Source organism: Streptomyces sp. NPDC060035, assembly GCF_042736635.1.
GTDB lineage: Bacteria > Actinomycetota > Actinomycetes > Streptomycetales > Streptomycetaceae > Streptomyces.
In genome coordinates this window covers 182,052-204,325 of sequence record NZ_JBHWVO010000007.1, presented here as the reverse complement: position 1 = coordinate 204,325, position 22,274 = coordinate 182,052, and the positions used below count along the sequence as shown (strand labels likewise).

At 70.9% G+C, this 22,274-nt stretch carries 19 protein-coding genes; 13 read left to right on the top strand and 6 right to left on the bottom strand.

Annotated features, from left to right (window positions below; translation table 11 throughout):
• Positions 1-131: 131 nt before the first annotated feature.
• The 4 genes from ACFWBQ_RS14025 to ACFWBQ_RS14010 all read left to right on the top strand — a co-directional run bounded on the left by ACFWBQ_RS14025 (position 132) and on the right by ACFWBQ_RS14010 (position 3,767).
• On the top strand, positions 132-1,652 hold the full coding sequence (locus tag ACFWBQ_RS14025) for a flavin-containing monooxygenase (protein WP_385487527.1): 1,521 nt from the start codon (positions 132-134) through the stop codon (positions 1,650-1,652).
• Positions 1,649-2,590, top strand: a complete 942-nt coding sequence (locus tag ACFWBQ_RS14020) for an alpha/beta fold hydrolase (RefSeq protein ID WP_385487525.1) — start codon at positions 1,649-1,651, stop codon at positions 2,588-2,590. The genes ACFWBQ_RS14025 and ACFWBQ_RS14020 overlap by 4 nt, the downstream gene beginning before the upstream one ends.
• Complete coding sequence (locus ACFWBQ_RS14015) at positions 2,587-3,471, top strand: SDR family oxidoreductase (RefSeq protein ID WP_385487523.1); 885 nt, start codon at positions 2,587-2,589, stop codon at positions 3,469-3,471. Before ACFWBQ_RS14020 ends, ACFWBQ_RS14015 begins: the two co-directional genes overlap by 4 nt.
• An 86-nt stretch (positions 3,472-3,557) precedes the next feature.
• Positions 3,558-3,767: a hypothetical protein gene (locus tag ACFWBQ_RS14010; protein WP_385487521.1), complete on the top strand. Its 210-nt coding sequence runs from the start codon at positions 3,558-3,560 to the stop codon at positions 3,765-3,767.
• 251 nt (positions 3,768-4,018) lie between these two features.
• Here ACFWBQ_RS14010 and ACFWBQ_RS14005 read toward each other — a convergent pair whose 3' ends face one another.
• Positions 4,019-7,384 carry a S41 family peptidase gene (locus ACFWBQ_RS14005; protein WP_385487519.1) on the bottom strand — a complete coding sequence of 1,122 codons (3,366 nt, stop codon included), beginning with the start codon at positions 7,382-7,384 and terminating at the stop codon, positions 4,019-4,021.
• A gap of 191 nt (positions 7,385-7,575) precedes the next feature.
• On the opposite strand from ACFWBQ_RS14005, the gene ACFWBQ_RS14000 reads away from it, so the two are divergent.
• Entirely contained in the window at positions 7,576-8,148 is a 573-nt protein-coding gene (locus tag ACFWBQ_RS14000) for a TetR/AcrR family transcriptional regulator (RefSeq protein WP_385487517.1), read from the top strand.
• A 120-nt stretch (positions 8,149-8,268) separates the two neighbouring features.
• Positions 8,269-10,479 (top strand): MMPL family transporter, encoded by a 2,211-nt coding sequence (locus ACFWBQ_RS13995; RefSeq protein ID WP_385487515.1) that lies wholly within the window; start codon positions 8,269-8,271, stop codon positions 10,477-10,479.
• Between the two features lie 147 nt (positions 10,480-10,626).
• On the opposite strand, the gene ACFWBQ_RS13990 is transcribed toward ACFWBQ_RS13995, so the two are convergent.
• Positions 10,627-11,031 carry an SsgA family sporulation/cell division regulator gene (locus tag ACFWBQ_RS13990; protein ID WP_385487513.1) on the bottom strand — a complete coding sequence of 135 codons (405 nt, stop codon included), beginning with the start codon at positions 11,029-11,031 and terminating at the stop codon, positions 10,627-10,629.
• A 179-nt stretch (positions 11,032-11,210) separates the two neighbouring features.
• Between ACFWBQ_RS13990 and ACFWBQ_RS13985 the strand changes: the two genes are divergently transcribed.
• The 6 genes from ACFWBQ_RS13985 (at position 11,211) to ACFWBQ_RS13960 (ending at position 16,183) form a co-directional block, all read left to right on the top strand.
• Complete coding sequence (locus ACFWBQ_RS13985) at positions 11,211-12,302, top strand: energy-coupling factor ABC transporter permease (protein WP_385487511.1); 1,092 nt, start codon at positions 11,211-11,213, stop codon at positions 12,300-12,302.
• 1 nt (position 12,303) lies between these two features.
• Complete coding sequence (cbiQ, locus tag ACFWBQ_RS13980) at positions 12,304-13,065, top strand: cobalt ECF transporter T component CbiQ (RefSeq protein WP_385487509.1); 762 nt, start codon at positions 12,304-12,306, stop codon at positions 13,063-13,065.
• Positions 13,062-13,832 carry an energy-coupling factor ABC transporter ATP-binding protein gene (locus tag ACFWBQ_RS13975; protein WP_385487507.1) on the top strand — a complete coding sequence of 257 codons (771 nt, stop codon included), beginning with the start codon at positions 13,062-13,064 and terminating at the stop codon, positions 13,830-13,832. The genes cbiQ and ACFWBQ_RS13975 overlap by 4 nt, the downstream gene beginning before the upstream one ends.
• A gap of 77 nt (positions 13,833-13,909) precedes the next feature.
• Entirely contained in the window at positions 13,910-15,073 is a 1,164-nt protein-coding gene (locus ACFWBQ_RS13970) for a serine hydrolase domain-containing protein (RefSeq protein ID WP_385487767.1), read from the top strand.
• Complete coding sequence (locus ACFWBQ_RS13965; protein ID WP_385487505.1) at positions 15,070-15,879, top strand: SDR family NAD(P)-dependent oxidoreductase; 810 nt, start codon at positions 15,070-15,072, stop codon at positions 15,877-15,879. Before ACFWBQ_RS13970 ends, ACFWBQ_RS13965 begins: the two co-directional genes overlap by 4 nt.
• A 124-nt stretch (positions 15,880-16,003) precedes the next feature.
• Complete coding sequence (locus ACFWBQ_RS13960) at positions 16,004-16,183, top strand: hypothetical protein (RefSeq protein WP_385487503.1); 180 nt, start codon at positions 16,004-16,006, stop codon at positions 16,181-16,183.
• A 37-nt stretch (positions 16,184-16,220) separates the two neighbouring features.
• Here ACFWBQ_RS13960 and ACFWBQ_RS13955 read toward each other — a convergent pair whose 3' ends face one another.
• The 4 genes from ACFWBQ_RS13955 to ACFWBQ_RS13940 form a co-directional block, all read right to left on the bottom strand.
• Positions 16,221-17,072 carry an EamA family transporter gene (locus ACFWBQ_RS13955; protein WP_385487501.1) on the bottom strand — a complete coding sequence of 284 codons (852 nt, stop codon included), beginning with the start codon at positions 17,070-17,072 and terminating at the stop codon, positions 16,221-16,223.
• The gene (locus ACFWBQ_RS13950) at positions 17,069-17,578 is read right to left on the bottom strand and encodes a YbaK/EbsC family protein (RefSeq protein WP_385487499.1); all 510 of its coding nucleotides are present in this window, start codon (positions 17,576-17,578) and stop codon (positions 17,069-17,071) included. Before ACFWBQ_RS13950 ends, ACFWBQ_RS13955 begins: the two co-directional genes overlap by 4 nt.
• A gap of 93 nt (positions 17,579-17,671) precedes the next feature.
• Entirely contained in the window at positions 17,672-19,315 is a 1,644-nt protein-coding gene (locus tag ACFWBQ_RS13945; RefSeq protein WP_385487497.1) for a penicillin-binding transpeptidase domain-containing protein, read from the bottom strand.
• Positions 19,316-19,453: 138 nt separating this feature from the next.
• Positions 19,454-21,217 (bottom strand): dolichyl-phosphate-mannose--protein mannosyltransferase, encoded by a 1,764-nt coding sequence (locus ACFWBQ_RS13940; RefSeq protein ID WP_385487495.1) that lies wholly within the window; start codon positions 21,215-21,217, stop codon positions 19,454-19,456.
• A gap of 53 nt (positions 21,218-21,270) precedes the next feature.
• Here ACFWBQ_RS13940 and rsmI point away from each other — a divergent pair, with 53 nt between their 5' ends.
• Positions 21,271-22,167 (top strand): 16S rRNA (cytidine(1402)-2'-O)-methyltransferase, encoded by an 897-nt coding sequence (gene rsmI, locus ACFWBQ_RS13935; protein WP_385487493.1) that lies wholly within the window; start codon positions 21,271-21,273, stop codon positions 22,165-22,167.
• Positions 22,168-22,274 lie beyond the last annotated feature (107 nt).

Here is a 22,274-nt window from a genome sequence, read left to right as displayed (position 1 = left end):
CACCCTATGTTGTACCGCCGGTAACTTTCCTTGGTGCGACCCCTACCCATCGGTACGGTCCTGCTCTACCCTCCCAACAATGCCAGTGATTGCTGGCAGAGTCGTGGGACGTACCGCGGGGAGGCGGCAGCATGGCCCAGCACGAGCACGTACGAGTGGCGGTGATCGGATCCGGATTCGGGGGCCTCGGGGCCGCTGTCCGGCTGCGCCGTGAAGGCATCACCGACTTCCTGGTCCTGGAGCGGGCCGGCTCCGTCGGTGGCACGTGGCGCGACAACAGCTATCCCGGCTGCGCCTGCGACGTGCCGTCCCATCTCTACTCCTTCTCCTTCGCGCCCAACCCCGACTGGCCGCGCACCTTCTCCGGGCAGGAGCACATACGCGCCTACCTGGAGCACGTGGCCGACACCTTCGGGCTGCGCCCGCACCTCAGGCTCAACCACGAGGTCACGGTCATGCGCTGGGACAGCGACGAGCTGTACTGGGTGATCGAGGCGGCGAACGGCGCCACGGTCACCGCAGATGTCGTCGTCTCCGCGACCGGCCCGCTCTCCGACCCGAAGCTGCCGGACATCCCGGGGCTCGCGGACTTCCCCGGCAAGGTCTTCCACTCGGCCCGGTGGGACCACGACTACGACCTCACCGGCAAGCGCGTCGCGGTGATCGGCACCGGCGCCTCCGCCATCCAGATCGTGCCGGAGATCCAGCCCGAGGCGGGCAGGCTCACGCTGTTCCAGCGGACCCCGCCCTGGGTCATGCCGCGCATGGACCGCGCCATCAGCGGGGCCGAGAAGTGGCTGCACCGCACGCTCCCGTTCACCGGCACCGCGCGCCGCGGACTGCTGTGGGGCATACGGGAGTTGCAGGTCGGCGCGTTCACCAAGCATCCCGACCAGCTGGGCCTCGTGGAGCGGATAGCCAAGGCCAACATGGCGCGGGCGGTCAAGGACCCGGAGCTGCGGGCCAAGCTGACCCCCTCGTACCGCATCGGCTGCAAGCGCATCCTGCTCTCCAGCGCCTACTACCCGGCGCTCGCCCAGCCGAATGTGGACGTGGTCGCCTCCGGCCTCGCCGAGGTGCGGGGCTCAACCGTGGTCGCCTCCGACGGCACGGAGGCCGAGGCCGACGTGATCATCCTCGGTACCGGCTTCCATGTGACGGACATGCCGATCGCCGACCGGGTCGTCGGTGCGGAGGGCATCACGCTCGCCGAGTCCTGGAAGGACGGCATGCAGGCGCTGCGCGGCGCTTCCGCGGCGGGCTTCCCCAACTGGATGACGGTCATCGGGCCCAACACGGGACTCGGGAACTCCTCCATGATCCTGATGATCGAGTCCCAGCTGAACTACATGGCCGACTACCTGCGCCAGCTGGACGTCCTGGGCGGCCGCGCCGCACTCGGTGCACGGACCTCCGCCGTCGGCGCGTGGAACCGGCGGGTCCAGGAGCGAATGAAGCGGACGGTGTGGAACACCGGCGGCTGCACCAGCTGGTATCTGGACGCCAACGGGCGCAACACCACGGTCTGGCCGGGGACGACGGCCGAATTCCGGCGGGCCACGCGCTCGGTCGACCTCGGGGAGTACGAGGTCATCCGGCCGCCCGCCGTCAGCACTGCGGAGAAGTCCGTCACCGAGGAGGTTGCCCGATGAGCCGGCTGCTGCACCGGGCGGACACCCCGCCCGTGCCCGTACGCGAACTGACCGCCGTGTCCGTCGACGGCGCGCGCATCCACGTCGAGCTGCACGGACCCGACGGTGCACCCGCCGTGGTCCTGGCGCACGGCTGGACCTGCAATACGCACTTCTGGGCCGCGCAGGTGCGCGACCTGGCGGCGGACCACCGGGTCGTCGTCTACGACCAGCGGGGCCACGGCCGTACGCCGGAGGTGGGTGCGGACGGATACGGCACGCAGGCGCTGGCCGACGATCTGGAGGCGGTGCTGAGGGCCACGCTCGCGCCCGGCCAGAAGGCGGTGCTCGCCGGGCACTCGATGGGCGGGATGACGCTGATGGCCGCAGCCGGGCGGGACGCCGTGCGTGAGCACGGGGCCGCCGTGCTGCTGTGCAGCACCGGGAGCTCGCGGCTGACCGCCGAGTCGCTGGTGCTGCCGATGCGGGCCGGCGCCCTCCGTACGCGGCTGACCGAGAAGGTTCTCGGGGCGCGGGCACCGCTCGGGCCGGTCACGGGGATCTCGAGGGCCATCCTCAAGTACGCGACAATGGGCCGCGGTTCGGCCCCGGAGCGGGTCGACGCCTGTGCCAGGATCGTGCATGCGTGTCCGCGCAAGGCGCGTGTCGCCTGGGGGCATGTGCTCGCGGAGCTCGATCTCGAGTCGGGCGTACGGGAGCTGCGGCTGCCGACCGCGGTGATCGCGGGTGCGGAGGACCGGCTGACGCCGCCGGTGCACGCGCGGGCCATCGAGGCGGCGCTGCCCCAGAGCCTCGGGCTCACGGAGCTGACGGGTATGGGTCATATGACGCCGGTCGAGGCGCCCGAGGTGGTCACCGCGAAAATCCGGGAACTGGTGGCCACGTACGTCACTGCGGACAGCACGGCGCAGGCCGTGCGCGAGGAGGAGATCGCATGAGCGGCAGGCGGAGTCTCGAAGGGCAGGTCGTGGTCGTCACCGGCGCGGCCCGCGGCGTGGGCGAGCTGCTGGCCCGCAAGCTGTCGGCGCGCGGCGCCACCCTGGCCCTGGTCGGGCTGGAGCCGGACGAACTGAAGAAGGTCTCGGAGCGGCTGCACGGGGAGAGCGGCCACTGGTACGCGGATGTCACCGACCACGAGGCGATGGCCCGGGTCGCCCGCGAGGTCAAGGAACGTTTCGGCAAGGTCGACATAGTCGTCGCCAATGCCGGGGTCGCCTCGGGAGGGCCGTTCGTGGACTCCGATCCCGTCGCCTGGCGGCGGGTCATCGAGGTGAACCTGATCGGTGGTGCGGTGACGGGGCGGGCCTTCCTGCCCGTGCTCATGGAGAGCCGTGGGTACTTCCTCCAGATAGCGTCGCTGGCCGCGATCACTCCGGCGCCGATGATGAGTGCGTACTGCGCGTCCAAGTCGGGCGTGGAGGCGTTCGCGCACAGCCTGCGGGCGGAGGTCGGCTACCGGGGGGTGAAGGTCGGGGTCGGCTATCTGTCCTGGACCGACACGGACATGGTGCGCGGTGCCGACGAGGACGACGTCATGCGGGAGTTGCGGCAGCGGCTGCCGTGGCCGACGAACCGTACGTATCCGCTGGGTCCGGCGGTGGACCGGATAGTGGCCGGGATCGAGCGGCGGTCCGCGCATGTGTACGCGCAGTGGTGGCTGCGCGGAATGCAGTCGGTGCGGGGCTACCTGCCCATGCTGATCGGGACTGTCGGACAGCGGGAGATGAAGCGGTTCGGGCCGCGGCTCGAGGGCGTGAGCAAGGGGCTCGTGGGGGCCGGCGGCGAGGCGGACAGGGAGGCGCGGGCCCAGCGTCAATGATCGAAATGCGGTGAATGTGCGGGTGTGTAACTCTGATCGAGGCCCCAACAGGGCCAACCCCACGCACCCACATAGGAGTGAACAGCATGGGCATCGCAGACCAGTTCAAGGACAAGGCGCAGGAGCTTGCCGACCAGGCCAAGCAGCAGAAGAAGGCCGGCGGCAAGCGGGACGAGCGGCACGACCGCTCGTCCGACGCCGACGAGCAGCGTTCGGACCGGGCCTCGGGCCAGTCCGGCGCGCGGGAGCGGGCGCAGGGCGCGGCGGACCAGGCGCGTGAGCGTTCCGACCGCTGACCCGAGCTCGGCGGCGCCAGGCGTTTGACGCGTCTGCGTTGCTGCGAGGGGCGCATCCGGAGGACCGGGTGCGCCCCTCCTGCGTGCGCGCGGGGGCGGGCGGGTGCCGCGGGGTGGGCCGCTGTGCGGGGCTTGTCCCCTGCCCGCCCTTCCCGGAACCGTGGGCTCCGCCACCGGACCCCGTTGCCCTCGAGCGCCGGGCGGGCTTGAGGGCAACGGGGTCCGGTGGTGCCGGACTCGGTGGTGCCGGGTCAACGTGGCGGTAGCGGGGGGCGGCGCAGGACCGGGGCCGTCGCGTACGTGGGAGGCATGGCCGCCGGGCGGTCCGCCAGGAGGTCCAGGGCCACATGCACCGCGTCGTCCAGGACCGCGTGGCGGCCCTCCGCCCAGTCCAGAGGGGTGCGCAGGGCCTCCAGGTCCGGTCCGACGCCGTGGTTCTCGACGGACCAGCCGTACGTGTCGAACCAGGCCGCGTTCATCGGCACCGTGATCACCGTGCCGTCGCCGAGCCGGTGGCGCCCGGTCATGCCCACCACACCGCCCCAGGTGCGCTGTCCCACCACCGGCCCCAGCTTCAGCAGCTTGAAGGCGGCCGTGATCATGTCACCGTCGGAGGAGGTCGCCTCGTCCGCCAGCGCGACCACAGGGCCCCGCGGAGCGTTGGACGCGTAACTGACGGCCTGCGCGTTGCGGGTCAGGTCCCAGCCGAGGATCGTGCGGGTGAGTTTCTCGACGACGAGCTCGCTGATGTGGCCGCCCGCGTTGCCGCGTACATCCACGATGAGGGCGGGTCGCGAGACCTCCAGCCGCAGGTCGCGGTTGAACTGTGCCCACCCCGAGCCGCCCATGTCCGGGATGTGCAGATACCCGCACTTGCCGCCGCTCAGCTCCCGTACGACCTCACGGCGCTTGGCCACCCAGTCCTGGTAGCGCAGGGGCCGTTCGTCGACCAGGGGGACGATCGCGATGCGCCGGGACCGGCCGCCGCACTCGCCCCCGGCCGGCCGGAACGTCAGCTCGACCGTGGTGCCGCCCGCTGCCGTCAGCAGCGGGTACGGGCCCGCCACCGGGTCGACCGGGCGGCCGTCGATGTGGCTGAGGACGGCCCCTTCCCGGATGCCCGTACCGGCAAGCGGTGAACGGGCCTTGGAGTCCGAGGAGTCACCGGGCAGGATCCGCTGCACCGTCCAGTCGCCGTCCCGGCACACGAGGTTCGCGCCCAGCAGCCCGATCGCCCGCTGGTAGTGCGGCGGGCCCTCGTTGCGGCGGGCGGGCGAGACGTACGCGTGGGAGGTGCCCAGTTCGCCCAGGACCTCGCGCAGCAGGTCCGCGAACTCATCGGGTGAGGCGACCCGTTCGACCAGCGGCCGGTACTGGTCGAGCACGCCGTCCCAGTCGATGCCGCACATGTCCGGTTCCCAGAAGTAGGCCCGGATGATGCGCCCCGCTTCCCCGTAGGCCTGACGCCACTCCGCGGCCGGGTCGACATCGTGCAGGATGCGGCGCAGGTCGAGGAAGACCGTCGAGTCGTTGTCGCCGGGCTCGTTGGACGGCACGGCGCGCAGCTCGCCGTCGTCCATCACGACCAGCCGGCTGGCGTCCCCGCTGACCGCGAACCAGTCCAGGTGGTCGACGAGTTCGGTCTTGCGTGCCTTGGCGATGTTGAAGTGCTCCAGTGTGGGCCTGCCCGACATGTCCGCAGGGTTCGCGAACGTCTCGCCCAGGGCTCCGGAGATCGGCCAGCGCAGCCAGACCAGCCCGCCGCCGCTGACCGGCTGCAGCCCCGAGTACTTCGACGCGGAGACCGGGAACGGTGTCACCCGGCTCTCCAGCCCCTCGAACTCCACGATGACCGTCGTCCCCTCGACCGTTCCTTCGGGGATGTCCACCGGGTCCAGCCCTCCCGCCGCGGGCCGGCCGTCCGGCAGCAGTGCGAACGGGGACGGGGTGGCCGAGGAGAGCGGGACCAGATAGGGGCGGCAGCCCAGCGGGAAGGAGAGATCGCCGGTGTGGACGTCGTACACGGGGTCGAAACCGCGCCAGGAGAGGAAGGCGAGATAGCGTCCGTCGCCCGTGAAGACGGGGTTCTCGTCCTCGAAGCGGCCATTGGTGACATCGACTATCACCGGGGCGTCGGGACCCGAGATCCGGGCCAGCTTGATCTGCCGCAGTGACCGGCCCACGCCCGGGTGGGACCAGGCCAGCCACGCTCCGTCCGGCGAGAACGCCAGATCGCGGACCGGACCGTTGACGGAGCGGATGAGCTCGGTGACCACGCCCTCCGAGGAGACCGGGGAGGTCGGCGGGGCGGCCCCGGCCCCGTCCGGCGCCTCTCCTTCCGCCTGTCCTTCCACCTCCCCTTCCACCTCCTCGGCCGTGTCCAGCAGCAGCAGACGGCCGTCGTTGGACGCGATGGCCAGCCGCTCACCCTCCGGATCCGAGGTGATCTCGTGGACCCGGCCCAGCTGCCCGGTGGCCAGCCGGAGCGGACCGCGGTCGCCGCTGGCCCGGGGGAGATAGGCGATCTCGATCGCGTCGTCGCCGTCCGCGTCCGTCACGTAGGCGACCTTGCCGCTGCTGCCGAGCATCTCCGGCAGCCGGACCCGTACCCCCGGAGTGTCGGTGATCGTGCGGGCGGGCCCGTCGCGGTGCGTGAGCCAGTAGAGGCTGCCGCGTACGGAGACGGCGCTCGCCCGGCCCGTCTCGTCCACGGAGAGCGAGTCGACATGGCTGGCGGCCGGCACCTGGTACGTGCGCCTGCCTGCCCGCGGCCCGCCGAGCCGTACCTCCAGTTTTCGAGGCGCGGCGCCCGGCGCCTCCAGGTCGTCGACCAGCCACAGATCGCCCGCGCACTGGTAGACGACCCGGTGTCCGTCGCTGGAGGCGTGACGGGCGTAGAACGCGTCGTGGTCCGTGTGGCGGCGCAGGTCGCTGCCGTCCATCAGACAGGAGTACAGATTGCCGACCCCTTCGTGGTCGGAGAGGAACGCGATCCGGCGCCCGACGAACATGGGCGAGTCCAGATGGCCGCCGATGTCCGGCAGCAGCCGCTCGCCGTGCAGCCACAGACGCCCGGTCGCCCCGCCCCGGTAGCGCTTCCATGCGGCGGGCTCGTGCGGCGGCTTGCCGGTGAGCAGGAGGGTGCGCCGCTCGCCGTCGATGTCGGCGACCGCGATGTCGGAGACCGGGCCCCAGGGGAGCTTGCCGCCGGGGCTGCCGTCCGTGGGGACGCTGTAGGCCCACGAGAAGTACGAGAACGGCTGGTTGTGCGAGGACACGGCGAGGATCTGGGACGTGTCGCCGGGATCGGGGCTCCAGCCGCAGACCCGCGCGTCGGTCGAGCCCCAGTACGTGAGCCTGCGGGCAGGCCCTCCGTCCACCGGGGCCAGATGGATCTCTGGATCGAGCGTGCGCCAGGTCGTATAGGCGATACGGCTCCCGTCGGGAGAGAAGCGCGGATGACTGACCCTGGTCCGGTCGACAGTCACCCGCCACGCCCGGCCGGGCCGCTGCCCTGCCGGGGCGAGGGGGGAGACCCAGAGGTCGTCCTCGGCCGCGAAGCAGAGCAAGTCCTTGTGGAGGTGCGGGAAACGGAGATACGCGACGTCGTCACTCACCCTCCAATGCTTTCCGTGCGAAGGGGCTCCGGCAACTTGTGGTGCAGGACACAAGCGAAACTGTCTCGTTTCGCCAGGGGAGGGGAGTACCCTCAAAGTGTACGAAACAGTTTCGTTCCCGTGGTTGATCATTCCGGTGATCGGCCACTGACGTACGATCCAGCAGGCACAACGGACAAGGAGGTCGGGACATGGCACGCAGCCGGCTCACGCCAGAACGCGAGAGCGAGCTGTACACCGCTGTGCTCGACCTGCTCGGCGAGGTCGGATACGAGGCCCTGACCATGGATGCCGTTGCCGCCCGCACCCGTTCCAGCAAAGCCACCCTCTACCGCCAGTGGGGGAGCAAGGCCGAGCTGGTCGTCAAGGCGCTCCGGAACGACAAGCCGGTGCATCTTGCCGAGATCGACACCGGTTCGCTGCGCGGCGACTTCCAGGCCGTTCTCCTGCGCACCGACGACTGTCAGATGGAGAAGAACTCCGCGCTGATGCGGGGCCTGACCCATGCCGTCCATGACAATCCCGATCTGTTCCAGGCGCTGCGCGAGCTGCTGATCGAGCCGGAGATGACCGGTCTCGGGGCGCTGCTCCAGCGGGCCGTGGACCGGGGTGAAGTGCGTCCGGACAATCCGGCGCTCCCCTATGTACCGCACATGATGATCGGCGCTTTCGCCGCCAGGCAGCTGGTCGACGACCGCTCCGTCGACCAGGCGTTCCTCGTCGACTATGTCGAAGCCGTGGTGTTCCCCGCCCTCGGCGTCTGACGTCCCCTTTTCTTTCCCGAGGACCCCCTCCCCGAAGCTCCACCTGACACGCCGCTCTCGTCGTCGGGCTGGTTCCTCACGCCCTTTTCCACTCAACGACCTGACCGGGAGTACCCCTCCGTGGCCACATTCCTTTACAAGCTCGGACGGCTTGCCTTCCGGCGCCGCCGCTATGTCGCCCTTGTCTGGGTGGCGCTGCTGGCGCTCGCCGGGTTCGGTGCCGCCTCCGCGTCCACCGCCACCTCCAGTTCCTTCTCCATTCCCGGTACGGAGGCCCAGAAGGCCTTCGACCTGCTGGAACAGCGCTTCCCCGGCGGCAGTGCCGACGGTGCGACCGCCCGGGTCGTCTTCAAGGCCCCCGGATCTCAGAAGGTGACCGACGCCGGAAACAAGGCCGAGGTCAAGGAGATCGTCGCCGAGCTGAAGTCGGGCTCGGACCAGATCGCCTCCGTCGCCGACCCGTTCACGGCGAACGCCGTCAGCAAGGACGGCTCGACGGCGTACATCTCGGTCTCCTACGACGTCAGCTCGATGGAGCTCACCGACGGGACGCGCGAGGCGCTCGAGGACGCGGGCGAGGCCGCGCAGAGCAGCGGAATGACCGTGGAGATCGGTGGTGACGCGCTCCAGGTGATGCCGGAGACCGGGGCCACCGAGATCATCGGTGTCGCCATCGCCGCGGTGGTCCTCGTGATCACCTTCGGCTCGCTGATCGCGGCGGGGCTCCCGCTGCTGACCGCGCTCATCGGCGTCGGTATCGGTGTATCGCTGATCACGGCCCTGGCGAACGTGTTCGACCTGGGCTCCACCACGTCCACACTCGCGATGATGATCGGCCTCGCGGTCGGTATCGACTACGCGCTCTTCATCGTCTCCCGCTACCGTGCCGAACTGGCCGAGGGCCGGGAGCGCGAGGAAGCCGTCGGCCGGGCCGTCGGCACAGCCGGATCCGCGGTCGTCTTCGCGGGTCTGACCGTCGTCATCGCCCTGGTCGGTCTCGCCGTCGTCAACATTCCGATGCTGTCGAAGATGGGCTTCGCCGCCGCGGGCACCGTCGCGATCGCCGTCCTCATCGCGCTCACCCTCGTCCCGGCGCTGCTGGGCTTCGCGGGCAAGCGGGTCCTGGGGCGCAAGGCGCGCAAGGCCGCCGAGGAGGAGAACAAGCCCGAGGCCAAGCCGAACATGGGCACCCGCTGGGCGCGGTTCGTACTGCGCAAGCCGGTGTGGGTGCTGCTCACCGGGGTCATCGGCCTCGGCGTCATCGCCGTACCTGCGGCCTCGCTGGAGATGGGCCTGCCGGACGACGGTTCCCAGCCGACGAGCACCACGCAGCGCCAGGCCTACGACCTGCTGTCCGACGGCTTCGGGCCCGGGTTCAACGGTCCGCTGCTGGTCGTCGTCGACACGAAGAACAGCTCGGACGGCAGGACCGCGGTCGACCAGGTCTCCCAGGAGATCGAGGGCATCGGTCACGTCGAGGCCGTCACCCCGGCCACCTTCAACAAGGCCGGCGACGCCGCGACCATCACCGTCATCCCGAAGGACCGTCCGAGCTCCAGCGAGACGGAGCAGGTCGTCCACGCGATCCGTGACGCGGGCGCGGACATCAAGAGCGACACCGGTGCCGAGGTGCTGGTCACCGGTGCCACGGCGATGAACATCGACTTCTCGCAGAAGATGAACGACGCGCTCCTGCCCTATCTGGCACTCGTCGTGGGCCTGGCCTTCCTGCTCCTGATGGTGGTCTTCCGCTCGCTGCTGGTGCCGCTGAAGGCGGCCCTCGGCTTCCTGCTCTCGGTCGTCGCGGCCCTGGGTGCGGTCGTCGCGGTCTTCCAGTGGGGCTGGCTCGCCTCGCTCTTCGGGGTCGAGCAGACCGGGCCGATCATGAGCATGATGCCGATCTTCATGGTCGGTGTGGTCTTCGGTCTCGCGATGGACTACGAGGTCTTCCTGGTCACCCGGATGCGGGAGGCGTACGTCCACGGGGAGTCGCCCGGCCAGGCGATCGTCACCGGCTTCCGGCACGGGGCCCGGGTGGTCACGGCCGCCGCGGTGATCATGATGGCGGTCTTCGCGGGCTTCATCGGCTCCAGTGAATCGATGATCAAGATGATCGGCTTCTCGCTGGCCATCGCCGTCTTCTTCGACGCCTTCGTGGTCCGCATGGCCATCGTGCCGGCGGTGCTCGCCCTGCTCGGCAGGCGTGCCTGGTGGCTGCCGCGCTGGCTGGACCGCGCACTGCCCAACGTGGACGTGGAGGGCGAGGGGCTGCGCAAGGACCTGGCCGACGGCCCGGCGGACGGCGGGGAGCGGGAACTGGTCCGCGTCTGATCCGCACATACCCCGGGTCCGCGTCCGAGCGGAACGCGGCCCCGGTGCACCGGTTACCTGTGGGGACGGGGGACCGGAGCGACAGAAAGCCCCCGTGCACGCGGCACGGGGGCTTTCGTCATGCAGCGCCGCCGGCGCCGCCCGGCGTCATGCGCGGGTGACGGAGGCGGCCGGAGTGGGGGCCGGGGCGGGAGTGGTGGGGGCAGAGCGAGCGGGGGCCCGGCGCTCGATCTCCTCGTGCGTACGGTGCAGGAACCGGATCAGCGGCGCGACGTCGAACTGGAACACCGCGACGCCGTCCGGGGAGTGCAGTTCCAGGACCAGCTGGGCACGGCCGCACGGCCAGACCCGTATGTCGCCGCGTTCGACGGGGGCGCGGAGTCCGCCCTCCAGGAGGTCACGGCCGAACGCCCAGTCGACGTCGCCGGGAAGTCCGACGTGGACGGTCTGCGGGGCGTCGGCGTCGCAGGTGAGCTCGACGGGGACCAGCCGCGGGTCGGGTCCGTCGGTGATGAGCCGGGCTATTGCTTGTTCATGGATCACGAGGGTCATGGGCCGGCTCCTCCTGTATATGCACCTTTCCCTACCAATGTGCCATATCTCCCATTTTGGGCATGTTGGGAAGGTGAAGCAGTTGTCACGCCTACGCTGTTGCGAACGGTTTGCAACAGGGCACTATCATTGAGCGGTTCCCGACCCCGCCCTCGAACGCCCGAAAGCGGAGCCACTCCATGCATGTACCCGACGGATTCATCAATGCACCCGTCTCCGCCGTCGCGGGCGTCGTCGCCGCAGGCGCGGTCGCCGTCAGCCTCCGGGGCGCCCGGCGAGAACTGGGAGGCACCTCCCTCTCGGACGGAACCGGGATCGGGGGAGAGCGCACGGCCCCGCTGGCCGGCCTGGTCGCCGCCTTCGTCTTCGCCGTGCAGATGCTGAACTTCCCGGTCGCCGCCGGCACCAGCGGCCACCTCCTGGGCGGGGCACTGGCAGCGATCCTGGTCGGGCCGTACACCGGGGTGCTCTGCATAGCGGTCGTCCTGCTGATGCAGGGAATCCTCTTCGCCGACGGCGGTCTCACCGCGCTCGGCGTGAACATCACGGTCATGGGCGTCGTCACCACGGTCGTCGCGTACGCCCTCTTCCGCGGGCTGACTCGTGTGCTGCCCCGCGGGCGCCGCTCGACGACCGTCGCGTCCTTCGTGGCCGCACTGGTCTCCGTGCCGGCCGCTGCCGCCGCCTTCACCCTGATCTACGCGATCGGCGGGACCACCGACGTCCCCATCGGCAAGGTTCTGACGGCGATGGTGGGCGTCCACGTCCTGATCGGCATCGGCGAGGCCGCGATCACCGCGCTGACCGTCGGCGCCGTCATCGCGGTCCGCCCCGACCTCGTCCACGGCGCCCGCGGACTCGCCGCCCCTCTCAAGCTCCGCATCGACGGCGAGCTCGTCGACGCCCCGGCCGCAGCTCCCACCCCCGTCGCCGTCGCCGCACGCTCCACGCGCAAGGTCTGGGCCACCGGCCTGGTCGCCGCCCTCGTCCTCGCGGGCTTCGTCTCCTTCTACGCCTCCGCCGACCCGGACGGCCTGGAGAAGGTCGCCGCCGACAAGGGCATCGACGAGAAGGTCCAGGAGCACGGTGCGGCCGGCTCCCCGCTGGCCGACTACGGCGTCAAGGACATCGGTGACGCCCGGCTCTCCGGCGGTCTCGCCGGAGTGATCGGTGTCGGCGCCACCGTCGCCGTCGGCAGCGGAGTCTTCTGGGCGGTGCGCCGACGCCGTACCTCCGAGGCACCGGCCACCCCCGCCACCGGGGCCGTCTGACATGGGCGCCGGCCACGCGCACAAGCTCTACCGGCACGGGCACTCACCGGTCCATGACCTTCCCCCGCACTGCAAGCTCGCCGCGGTCCTGTGCTTCGTCGTGGTCGTCGTCTCCACCCCGCGCGAGGCCGTGTGGGCCTTCGCCCTGTACGCGGTCCTGCTCGGCGTCGTCGCGGGCCTGGCCCGGATCTCCGCGGGGTTCCTGCTGAAGCGGCTGGCCATCGAGGTGCCGTTCGTGGCGTTCGCGCTGCTGATGCCGTTCGTGGTGCCCGGTGAGCAGACCGAGCTCCTCGGCATCTCCGTCAGCGTTCCCGGCCTCTGGGGCGCCTGGAACGTCCTCGCCAAGGGCACCCTCGGCGTGGCCGCCTCGGTGATCCTGGCCTCCACCACCGAGCTGCGCTCCCTGCTGCTCGGGCTCCAGCGGCTCAGGCTGCCGCCGATGCTCGTCCAGATCGCCTCCTTCATGATCCGGTACGGCGATGTGATCACCGACGAGCTGCGCCGGATGTCGATCGCCCGCCGCTCCCGCGGTTTCGAGGCGAGCGGCGTGCGGCACTGGGGTGTCCTCGCCAAAACGGCCGGCGCCCTGTTCATCCGGTCCTACGAGCGCGGCGAGCGGGTCCACCTCGCGATGGTCAGCCGCGGCTACACCGGCACCATGCCCGTCATCGACGAGGTGACCGCCTCCCGAACCCAGTGGGCGTACGCCTCGGCACTCCCCCTGATCGCCCTCGCCGTGTGTCTGCTGGGATGGACCGTATGAGCCTGCCCACCACCGCCGCCCCGTCCCTCGAGGTCAGTGGCCTCGCCTATGCCTACCCCGACGGTCACCAGGCCCTCTTCGGTGTCGACCTGACCGTGGCCCGTGGCGAACGGGTTGCGCTCCTCGGCCCCAACGGGGCGGGCAAGACCACTCTCGTCCTGCACCTCAACGGCATCCTCGACGCGGGCGCCGGCAGCGTCCGGGTCGCCGGGCTGCCCGTGGAGAAGCGCCACCTGGCCGAGATCCGCCGCCGGGTCGGCATCGTCTTCCAGGACCCCGACGACCAGCTCTTCATGCCGACGGTCCGCGAGGACGTCGCCTTCGGACCCGCTGCCGCCGGACTGCGCGGCCCCGAGCTGGAGGAGCGGGTCACGGCCGCGCTCAAGCAGGTCGGCATGGACGAGTTCGCGATGCGGCCCCCGCACCACCTCTCCTTCGGCCAGCGGCGCCGGGTCGCCGTCGCCACCGTCCTTGCGATGGAGCCCGAGATCCTCGTCCTGGACGAGCCCTCCTCCAATCTGGACCCGGCCTCCCGCCGCGAACTCGCGGACATCCTGCGCTCCCTGGACGTCACCGTCCTGATGGTCACCCACGACCTGCCGTACGCCCTCGAACTCTGCCCGCGGGCCGTCATCCTCAGCGACGGAGTGATCGCCGCCGACGACCGCACACAGGACCTGCTCTGCGACGAGGAGCTGATGCGCAGGCACCGGCTGGAGCTGCCCTTCGGCTTCGACCCCCGTTCCGTCTCCGTTCCGCATCCGTGAACATGGGGTGACCCGCCAGCCGTCCGACCTGCGGCGCGATGCACCATGGGGGGATGAGCGGGAGCGCGGGAGCAGGCGTGGATGTACGGGGCACGGTGACGCCCGGATTCGAGGCGGTACGGGATGCTTTCGTCCGTAACTTCGAACAGCGCGGGGAACGGGGAGCGGCCGTGGCCGTCTACCGTCACGGGCGCAAGGTCGTGGATCTGTGGGCCGGTACGAGAGATGTCGACGGGGCCGAACCGTGGGCGGTCGACACCGTCCAGGTCGTCCGGTCGGCCGGCAAGGGTGTCGCCGCCGCCGTACCGCTGCTGCTGCACCAGCGAGGCCAGGTGGACCTGGATGCCCCGGTCGGTACGTACTGGCCCGAGTTCAAGGCGAACGGCAAGGAACGCGTCCTCGTACGCCATCTCCTCGCCCACCGTGCGGGGCTGGCCGCACTCGACGGGACGCTGACGCCCGAGGAGGCCGCCGACGGGATCTCCGGTCCGCGGGCCGTCGCCGCCCAGCGGCCCCTGTGGGAACCCGGCACCGACCACGGGTACCACGCCCAGACCTACAGCTGGCTCATCGGCGAACTGGTGCGCAGGGCCACCGGACGCACCATCGGCCGCTGGATCGCCGAGGAGATCGCCCGCCCGCTCGGTCTGGACTTCTGGTTCGGGCTCCCGGCGGACGAGGCGCACCGGGTCGGACGGATCGGCCCCGTCGAACCGCCCGTGACCGAAGGGAACGGGGGTGCCCTGCGCATGCGCCCCAAGCGTTCCGTGACCGAGGCCTACCGCGACCCCGCCTCGCTCACCCGGCGTGCTTTCGGGGCGATCGACCCCTTCCCCGACGAGAACGACCCCGCCTACCGTGCGGCCGAACTGCCCGCGTCCAACGGCGTCGCCACCGCGCGCGGCCTCGCCCGCTGCTACGCCGCGATGATCGGTGAGGTGGACGGCCACCGGCTGTTCGCCCCGGCCACGCTCACCCTGGCCCGCACCGAGGAGTCCGAGGGCCCCGACCGGGTCCTGGTCGTCAACACCCGTTTCGGCCTCGGGTACATGCTGCACGGCACGGCTGCCCCGTTCCTGGCCCCCGGCTCCTTCGGCCACCCCGGCCGCGGCGGCTCGCTGGGCTTCGCCGACCCCGAATCGGGCATCGCGCTCGGCTATGTGACGAACGGTCTGCAGAAGGGAGTCACCGCCGACCCCCGTGCCCAGGCCCTGGTCAGGGCAGTACGTTCGGCTCTATGACTTCTCCTCCTTGCGCAGCACGCTTCGACGGGCACGCCGCACTCCTCACGGGCGCCGGCCAGGGCATCGGCGCCGCCACGGCCCACCGGCTGGCCGCCGAGGGTGCGGCCGTCCTCGTCACCGACCTGGACGCCGGCCGGGCCGCGCGCAGCGCGAAGGAGATACGGGAGCGGGGCGGTACGGCCGCATCCATGGCCTGCGACGTGGGCGACCGGGCCGCCGTCGAGGCGGCTGTCGCCCACGCGGTCGCCGCCTTCGGCAGGCTCGACGTCCTCGTCAACAACGCCTACGCCAACCACGACGACGCCCCGCTCTTCGAGGACGAGGCCGACGAGCCCTGGGACCACACCCTGGACGTCACCCTGACCGGCCCCTACCGCTGTTCCCGCGCCGCGCTGCCGCACCTGGTGGCCTCCGGCCGGGGCGCGATCGTCAACATCGGCTCGGTCAACGGGGAACAGGACTTCGGCGGCCACGCCTACAGTGCCGCCAAGGCGGGCCTGGCGAGTCTCACCCGGACGCTGGCCGGCCACGCGGGCCCGCGCGGCGTCCGCGTCAACCTCATCGCCCCCGGCACGATCCGCACGGAAGCCTGGGCGGGCCGCGACGCCGAACTCGAGCGGGTGAGCGCCCTCTACCCGCTGGGCCGGCTCGGTGCCCCCGACGACATCGCGTCCGCCGTGGCCTTCCTCGCCTCCCGGGACGCGGCCTGGATCACGGGAACGACGCTGCGGGTGGACGGCGGGCTGCTCGGGGTCAACACCGGCTTCCGCAGGGCGATGTCGGAGGGCCGGGAGACCCGCTGACCGGGACGGAGGTCCACCCTCCCTCGCTGATCGATCACGGACGTACGGACCGGACCGGCCGGCGCAGGTCTGGCAGCCGTTCAGGGACGGCATCGCGGCCTGGAAGGAGACCGGCGAGGGCACGGTGCCCTGTTCCGCCTGCGGAGTCTCCTCGCCGGTCACCGACTGGGAGTTCGGGTCCGGATTCGACCTCGGCGCGCTCGCGTTCGACTTCTGGGGGTGGCCGCCGCTCAGCGTTCGCTTCCTCGTGGAGTTCCGGAGGGAGCTCGGCCACCGCACGGAGGAGCAGTCGGGGAAGTTCTGAGGCGGCCCCGGGCCCGGGCCCTCGACGTCCTACCGGATCAGCTCGTGTGCAGCATCAGCCCGATGCCCACCACCATCAGCCCGGCAGCCGCGATCCGTGGAGCGCCGAAGCGTTCCTTGAAGAACAGCGTCCCTATCGCGGCTCCCACGATGATCGAGGACTCCCGCAGTGCGGCGATCGGGGCGAGGGGCGCCTTGGTCTGTGCCCACAGGACGAGCGCGTACGCGGCGAACGACAGGGTCGCGCCCAGCAGTCCGCGCGTCACGAACGGGGAGAGCTGGGCGGCCAGTTCACCGCGCCGGCGCCAGTACGTGTACGCCGGGATCGCCATGCCCTGTACGAGCATCAGCCAGGCGATGTAGCCGAGCGGCGACCCCGAGGCGCGCACCCCTACCCCGTCGACCGTGGTGTATCCGGCGATCGCCAGGCCCGTCGCGAGGGCCGCCAGGATCGCGGGCCCGTGCGGTCGCGTACCGGAACCGCGGATCCCCCACAGGGCCAGCCCGACGAGCCCCGCCGAGGCCACCGCGACGCCCGCCGTCGCCCAGGCGTCCGGGCGCTCACCGAGGAGGACGGCGGCCAGGACCGTCACCACGAGGGGCGCCGTGCCCCGGGCGATCGGATACATCTGGCCGAAGTCGCCCAGCGTGAACGAGCGCATCAGCAGCGCCATGTAGGCCACGTGCAGGCCCGCGGAGAGGAACAGGTACGGCCAGGCCCCGGCTGCTGGAGGCGGTACGAAACACGCCAGGAGTCCCCCGATCAGCGCCCCGCCGCCGGAGATCAGGGTGAAGGACAGCAACTGGTCACGTATGGCGTGGGCGATCGCGTTCCAGCCGGCGTGCGTGATCGCGGCGGCCAGGACGGCCGCCGCCACCAGCGGGGTCACGCGGTCTGCTCGCGTACGTCCACCAGCGTGCCGCCCGCGTGCGCGATCACGGTCTTCGGGTCGAGCGGGAAGACGGTGTGCGGAGTGCCCGCCGCTGCCCACACCACGGCGTGGTCGAGCAGCCCGCGGTCGGCCAGCACCCGGGTCTTCGTCACGTGACCGAAGGGCGGTACGCCGCCGATCGCGTACCCCGTGCTCTCCCGGACAAGATCGGCCCCGGCCCGCTCGACCTTCGCGGCGCCCAGCTCGCTCCGTACGCGCTCGACGTCCACCCGGGACGAACCGTCCATCAGGACGAGGACCGGGGCGCCGTCCGCCTCGAAGATCAGCGACTTGACGATCTGGCTGAGCTCGCAGCCGATCGCGGCAGCGGCCTCGACGGCGGTGCGGGTGGCGTCGGGGAAGCGGCGTACCTCGACGTCGAGACCCAGCTCACGCAGGGCTTCGGCGAACCTGGGATGGGCATCGGACGAGGTCGCGGCGGGGGTCATGTCGGATGTGCTCATGGCCAGCACGCTACTGAACGGCCCGGCTCCCGCACCAGGCAGTTCCGGCTCGTCCCTGTTGCGACAGGGACGACACCACGACCTCGGCCTCGGTCAGGGCCCGGCCCGCAGCACCGCTGCCACCACCGGGCCGGCCGCGTCGCCGCCGTGGCCGCCGGACTGGACGACCGCGGCGGCCGCGAGGTCGTTGCTGAAGCCGGTGAACCAGCTGTTGGACGTGCCCTGCCCGTCGACCTCGGCCGAGCCGGTCTTGGCACCCTTGTCGCCGCCGACCGTCGCCATGGCGGCCCTGCCGGTGCCGCTGGAGCTGGTCGCGGTGTAGCGCATCATCTCCCGCAGTTGCTGGGCCACGTTGCCCGGCAGCGGGCGGGCGGTGGCGAACTGCCGGGCGTCCAGCTCGCGGGGAACGATGTAGGGCTGCTTGAAGGCGCCGTGCTTCGCGGTCGCGGTGACCGACGCCATGTTCAGCGGGCTCATGAGGAGCTTGCCCTGGCCGATGTAGGAGGCCGCCGTCTCGGCTCCCGAGGACTCGGGGATGCTGCCGTCGAAGGACTGCAGGCCGGTCTTCCAGTTGTCCTGGCCGAGCCCGAAGTAGTCGCGCGCTTCCTGGCCGAGGGCCGTACCGGCCCGGTCGCCCAGCGACTTGACGGGCTTGATGAACGTGGTGTTGCAGGACCGGGCGAAGGCGTCCCGCAGGGTGGCGTCGGCAATCGAGAAGTCCTTCAGGTTGTGGAAGGGCACTCCCTCCCACGACACGGTGGAAGGGCACTCCACCTTCTCGTTCATGCTCCCGAGGCCGTTCTGGATGATCATCGCGGCCGTCACGATCTTCATCGTGGAGCCGGGGGCCAACTGGCCCGTCATCGCCGCGTTGTAGCCGTCCGCCCGGTTGTTGGCGATGGCCTGTATCGCACCGGTCGACGGCTGGACCGCCACCACGGACGTCTCGGGGAACTGCTTCGCCGCCCGCTCCGCAGCCGCCTGCACGTCCCTGTCGAGGGTGGTCTGCAGCCGGCCCGGCTTGCCCTTGGCCAGGGTCAGCAGGGTGGTGTTCGGTACGTCCTCGGCATCGGGCTCGACCCACGTCTCGATGCCGGGCGAACCGCCGGTGGTGTCCCCGTACTTCTTGCGCAGCGCGTCGATGACCGGGCCCAGCGACGGGTACGTCTCCTTGTCCAGCACCTTGCCGTTGCGGTCGACGGCCTCGATCGCCGCCGTCGACGACTCACCCGTCTTCAGGGACGCGCCCTCCGTCAGCTGCGGGTGAATCACCGTGGGGGCCCAGTCGACGAGAGCCTTGCCGGTGGTCAGGCCGCGCACCACGGACAGTTCGGAGGAGTAGGACCAGGGCTTGGTCTTCCCCTCGTACGACACCGTGGCCTTCACCGTGTACGGGACCTTCGTGCCGACGGCCGGGCCCGGGGTGATCACCGCTTCGGTGACGTGGGCCTCTTCGCTGTAGCCGGTCAGCAGCGGCTCGGCGGCAGCCTGGTTGTTGGTGAGCAGGGCGGCGGTCGTCGCGTCGCCGGACGCCCATGCCGTGAGGAACCCCTTCGCGGTCTCCTCGATCTCGGACCTGCTGGGCGGTCCCGTCCTCACCTCGGAGGACGTGGACGCGGCCTCCGTGCCCTCGGTCCCGTCACCGTCCAGCACCACGCTGTACACGCCGTAGCCGAGTCCTCCGACCACGAGCACGAACACCCCGCCCACTACGGCGACCTTCGCTCCACTGCGCATCCGTGCAGTCCCCTCCCCAGGAGTCCCCCTTGAACGTGTTCAGGGGGGATGTCATCGGCACTGTACGGGACGGCAGTGACGGCTGAGGGGGTTGTTACAGGACCGCGACGGTCTCCGCGAGAGCGCTCTCCCCCGTCTTTACACCCAGCTGTCCAGCCACATCCGATCCCGCCAGGAGTTGTCCGGAATGGACGTTCCCGTGTAGAGGGGCCAGAAGTAGACGAAGTTCCAGACGATCAGCAGCACCAGCACGCCGGCCGCGACCGCTCCCAGCGTCCGTCTGCGCTCGCCGGTCGGATCACCGGTGCTCAGGCCCAGCTCGCGCTTGGTGCCGGTACCGGCCGCCGGGCCCAGCAGGGCGCCGACCAGCATCGTCACCGCCAGGCACAGGAACGGCACGAACACGACCGCGTAGAAGAGGAAGATCGTCCGCTCCTGGTAGAAGAACCAGGGCACCCAGCCCGCCGCCACACCGCACGCGATCGCGCCCGCCCGCCAGTCGCGGCGGAAGAACCAGCGCCACAGCACGTACAGCAGCGCCACGCAGCCGGCCCACCACAGCAGCGGGGTGCCGATCGCCAGCACCTCGCGGGCGCACTTGCCGGTCTCCGACGTGACGCAGGCCTTCTCCTCGTAGAAGTACGAGACGGGGCGGCCCAGCACGATCCAGCTCCACGGGTTGGACTGGTACGTGTGGCCCGAGGTGAGGCCGACATGGAAGTCGTACACCTGGTTCTCGTAGTGCCACAGGCTGCGCAGCCAGTCCGGCAGCCAGGTCCAGCTGCCGCCCTTGCCCTCGGTGGCCGCCCAGTTGCGGTAGTAGCCCTTGTCCGTGACGATCCAGCCGGTCCACGAGGCGAGGTAGGTGCCGATCGCGACCGGCACCGTCGAGACGAACGCGGGCAGCAGGTCCCGCAGGGCCACGGCCCGGTACGGCTGCGGCGCACCCGCTGTGCGCCGCGCGCCCACGTCCCACAGCACCGCCATCACACCGAAGGCGGCGAGGATGTAGAGGCCGTTCCACTTCGTGGCGAAGGCCAGACCGAGCATCACGCCGGCAGCGATCCGCCAGGGGCGGAGGCCGAGCCGGAGCGTTTCGGCGATGTGGGCATCCGGACGCAGCACGCCGTCCTCGTCCGTCGGCAGTGCGGCGGCCAGTTTGCGGCGGGCCCAGTCGCGGTCGATGAGGAGGCAGCCGAAGGCCGCGAGGACGAAGAACATGAGCACGAGGTCGAGCAGTGCCGTGCGGCTCATCACGAAGTGCAGCCCGTCCACGGCCAGCAGCGCGCCCGCGAGACAGCCCAGGAACGTCGAGCGGAAGAGCCGTCGGCCGATCCGGCACAGCATCAGCACCGAGACGGTGCCGAGCAGCGCCACCATGAAGCGCCAGCCGAACGGCGTGAAGCCGAAGAACTGCTCACCGAAGCCGATGATCCACTTGCCGACCGGCGGATGCACGACGTAGCCCGGATCCACAGGGATGTCCACCGAGGACGGGTCCTTGAGGATCAGCTTGTCGACGTCCTTGGGCCAGGCACCCTCGTACCCCTGGTTGACCAGCGCCCAGGCGTCCTTGGCGTAGTACGTCTCGTCGAATATCACGGCCCTCGGGCTGCCCAGGTTCCAGAACCGCAGTGCCCCGGCCACCAGGGCCACCAGGAGCGGCCCGCCCCAGGCGGACCAGCGAACCAGATGGTTCGCCAGGGTCGGTGGCACCGCGAGCACGTCCCAGAACTGGCCTCCGGGGCGGGTGTACGGCGGGATCAGCCGCTCGCGCAGCCCGGTTTCCGGCCGTGGGGAATGGCCGAAGCGGCGCAGCCGCTGCTGCCAGGAAGGCGGCTGGTCGCCGGCATCGTTCCCGGCGTCGTGGCCCTGCTGGGCTTCGGGCGCAGTACTCGTCACCGCGCCATCGTAGGGAACGCATCTGTGCGAGTGGTGCCGCCCGTGCTGGGAGGATGGCCGATGTGACTGGAACGACTGGAACGCTCGTACTCGCAGGGACCCCCATCGGCGACGTGGCGGACGCCCCGCCACGCCTCGCCGCCGAACTGGAGACGGCCGATGTCGTGGCCGCCGAGGACACCCGGAGGCTGCGCCGGCTTACCCAGGCGCTGGGCATCCACACGACGGGGCGTGTCGTCTCCTATTTCGAGGGCAACGAGTCGGCGCGTACGCCGGAACTCGTCGAGGCTCTGATGAACGGCGCGCGTGTCCTGCTGGTCACCGATGCCGGTATGCCGTCCGTCTCCGACCCCGGTTACCGGCTCGTCGCCGCGGCCGTGGAGAAGGACATCAAGGTCACCGCGGTACCGGGGCCGTCCGCGGTGCTGACCGCGCTCGCGCTGTCCGGCCTGCCGGTCGACCGTTTCTGCTTCGAGGGCTTCCTGCCCCGCAAGGCGGGCGAGCGGCTGGGGAAGCTGGGCGAGGTCGCCGGGGAGCGCCGCACGATGGTCTTCTTCGAGGCACCGCACCGGCTGGACGACACCCTGGCCGCGATGGCCGAGGTGTTCGGCGCGGACCGCAGGGCCGCCGTGTGCCGTGAACTGACCAAGACGTACGAGGAAGTGAAGCGCGGGCCGCTGGGCGAGCTGGCGCAATGGGCGGCCGAGGGGGTGCGCGGCGAGATCACCGTGGTGGTCGAGGGCGCCACGGACTCCGGGAACGAGGGGCTGGACGCCGCCGAGCTGGTGCGCAGGGTGCAGGTGCGCGAGGAGGCGGGGGAGCGGCGCAAGGAGGCCATCGCGGCGGTCGCCGCCGATGCGGGCCTGCCCAAACGCGAGGTCTTCGATGCGGTCGTCGCGGCAAAGAACGCGGCCAGGACCGGCCCTGCGGAGGGCAAAGGACTAACCTGAAATGTAAAGCCCGAGCCGCGTACCGGGCCCTTTGGCCATGGAGGGGCCAAGAGCGTTCCAACACTCGGCAGACCTGGTGCGTTGCCGCCGGGAAAGGCGTCCACTGG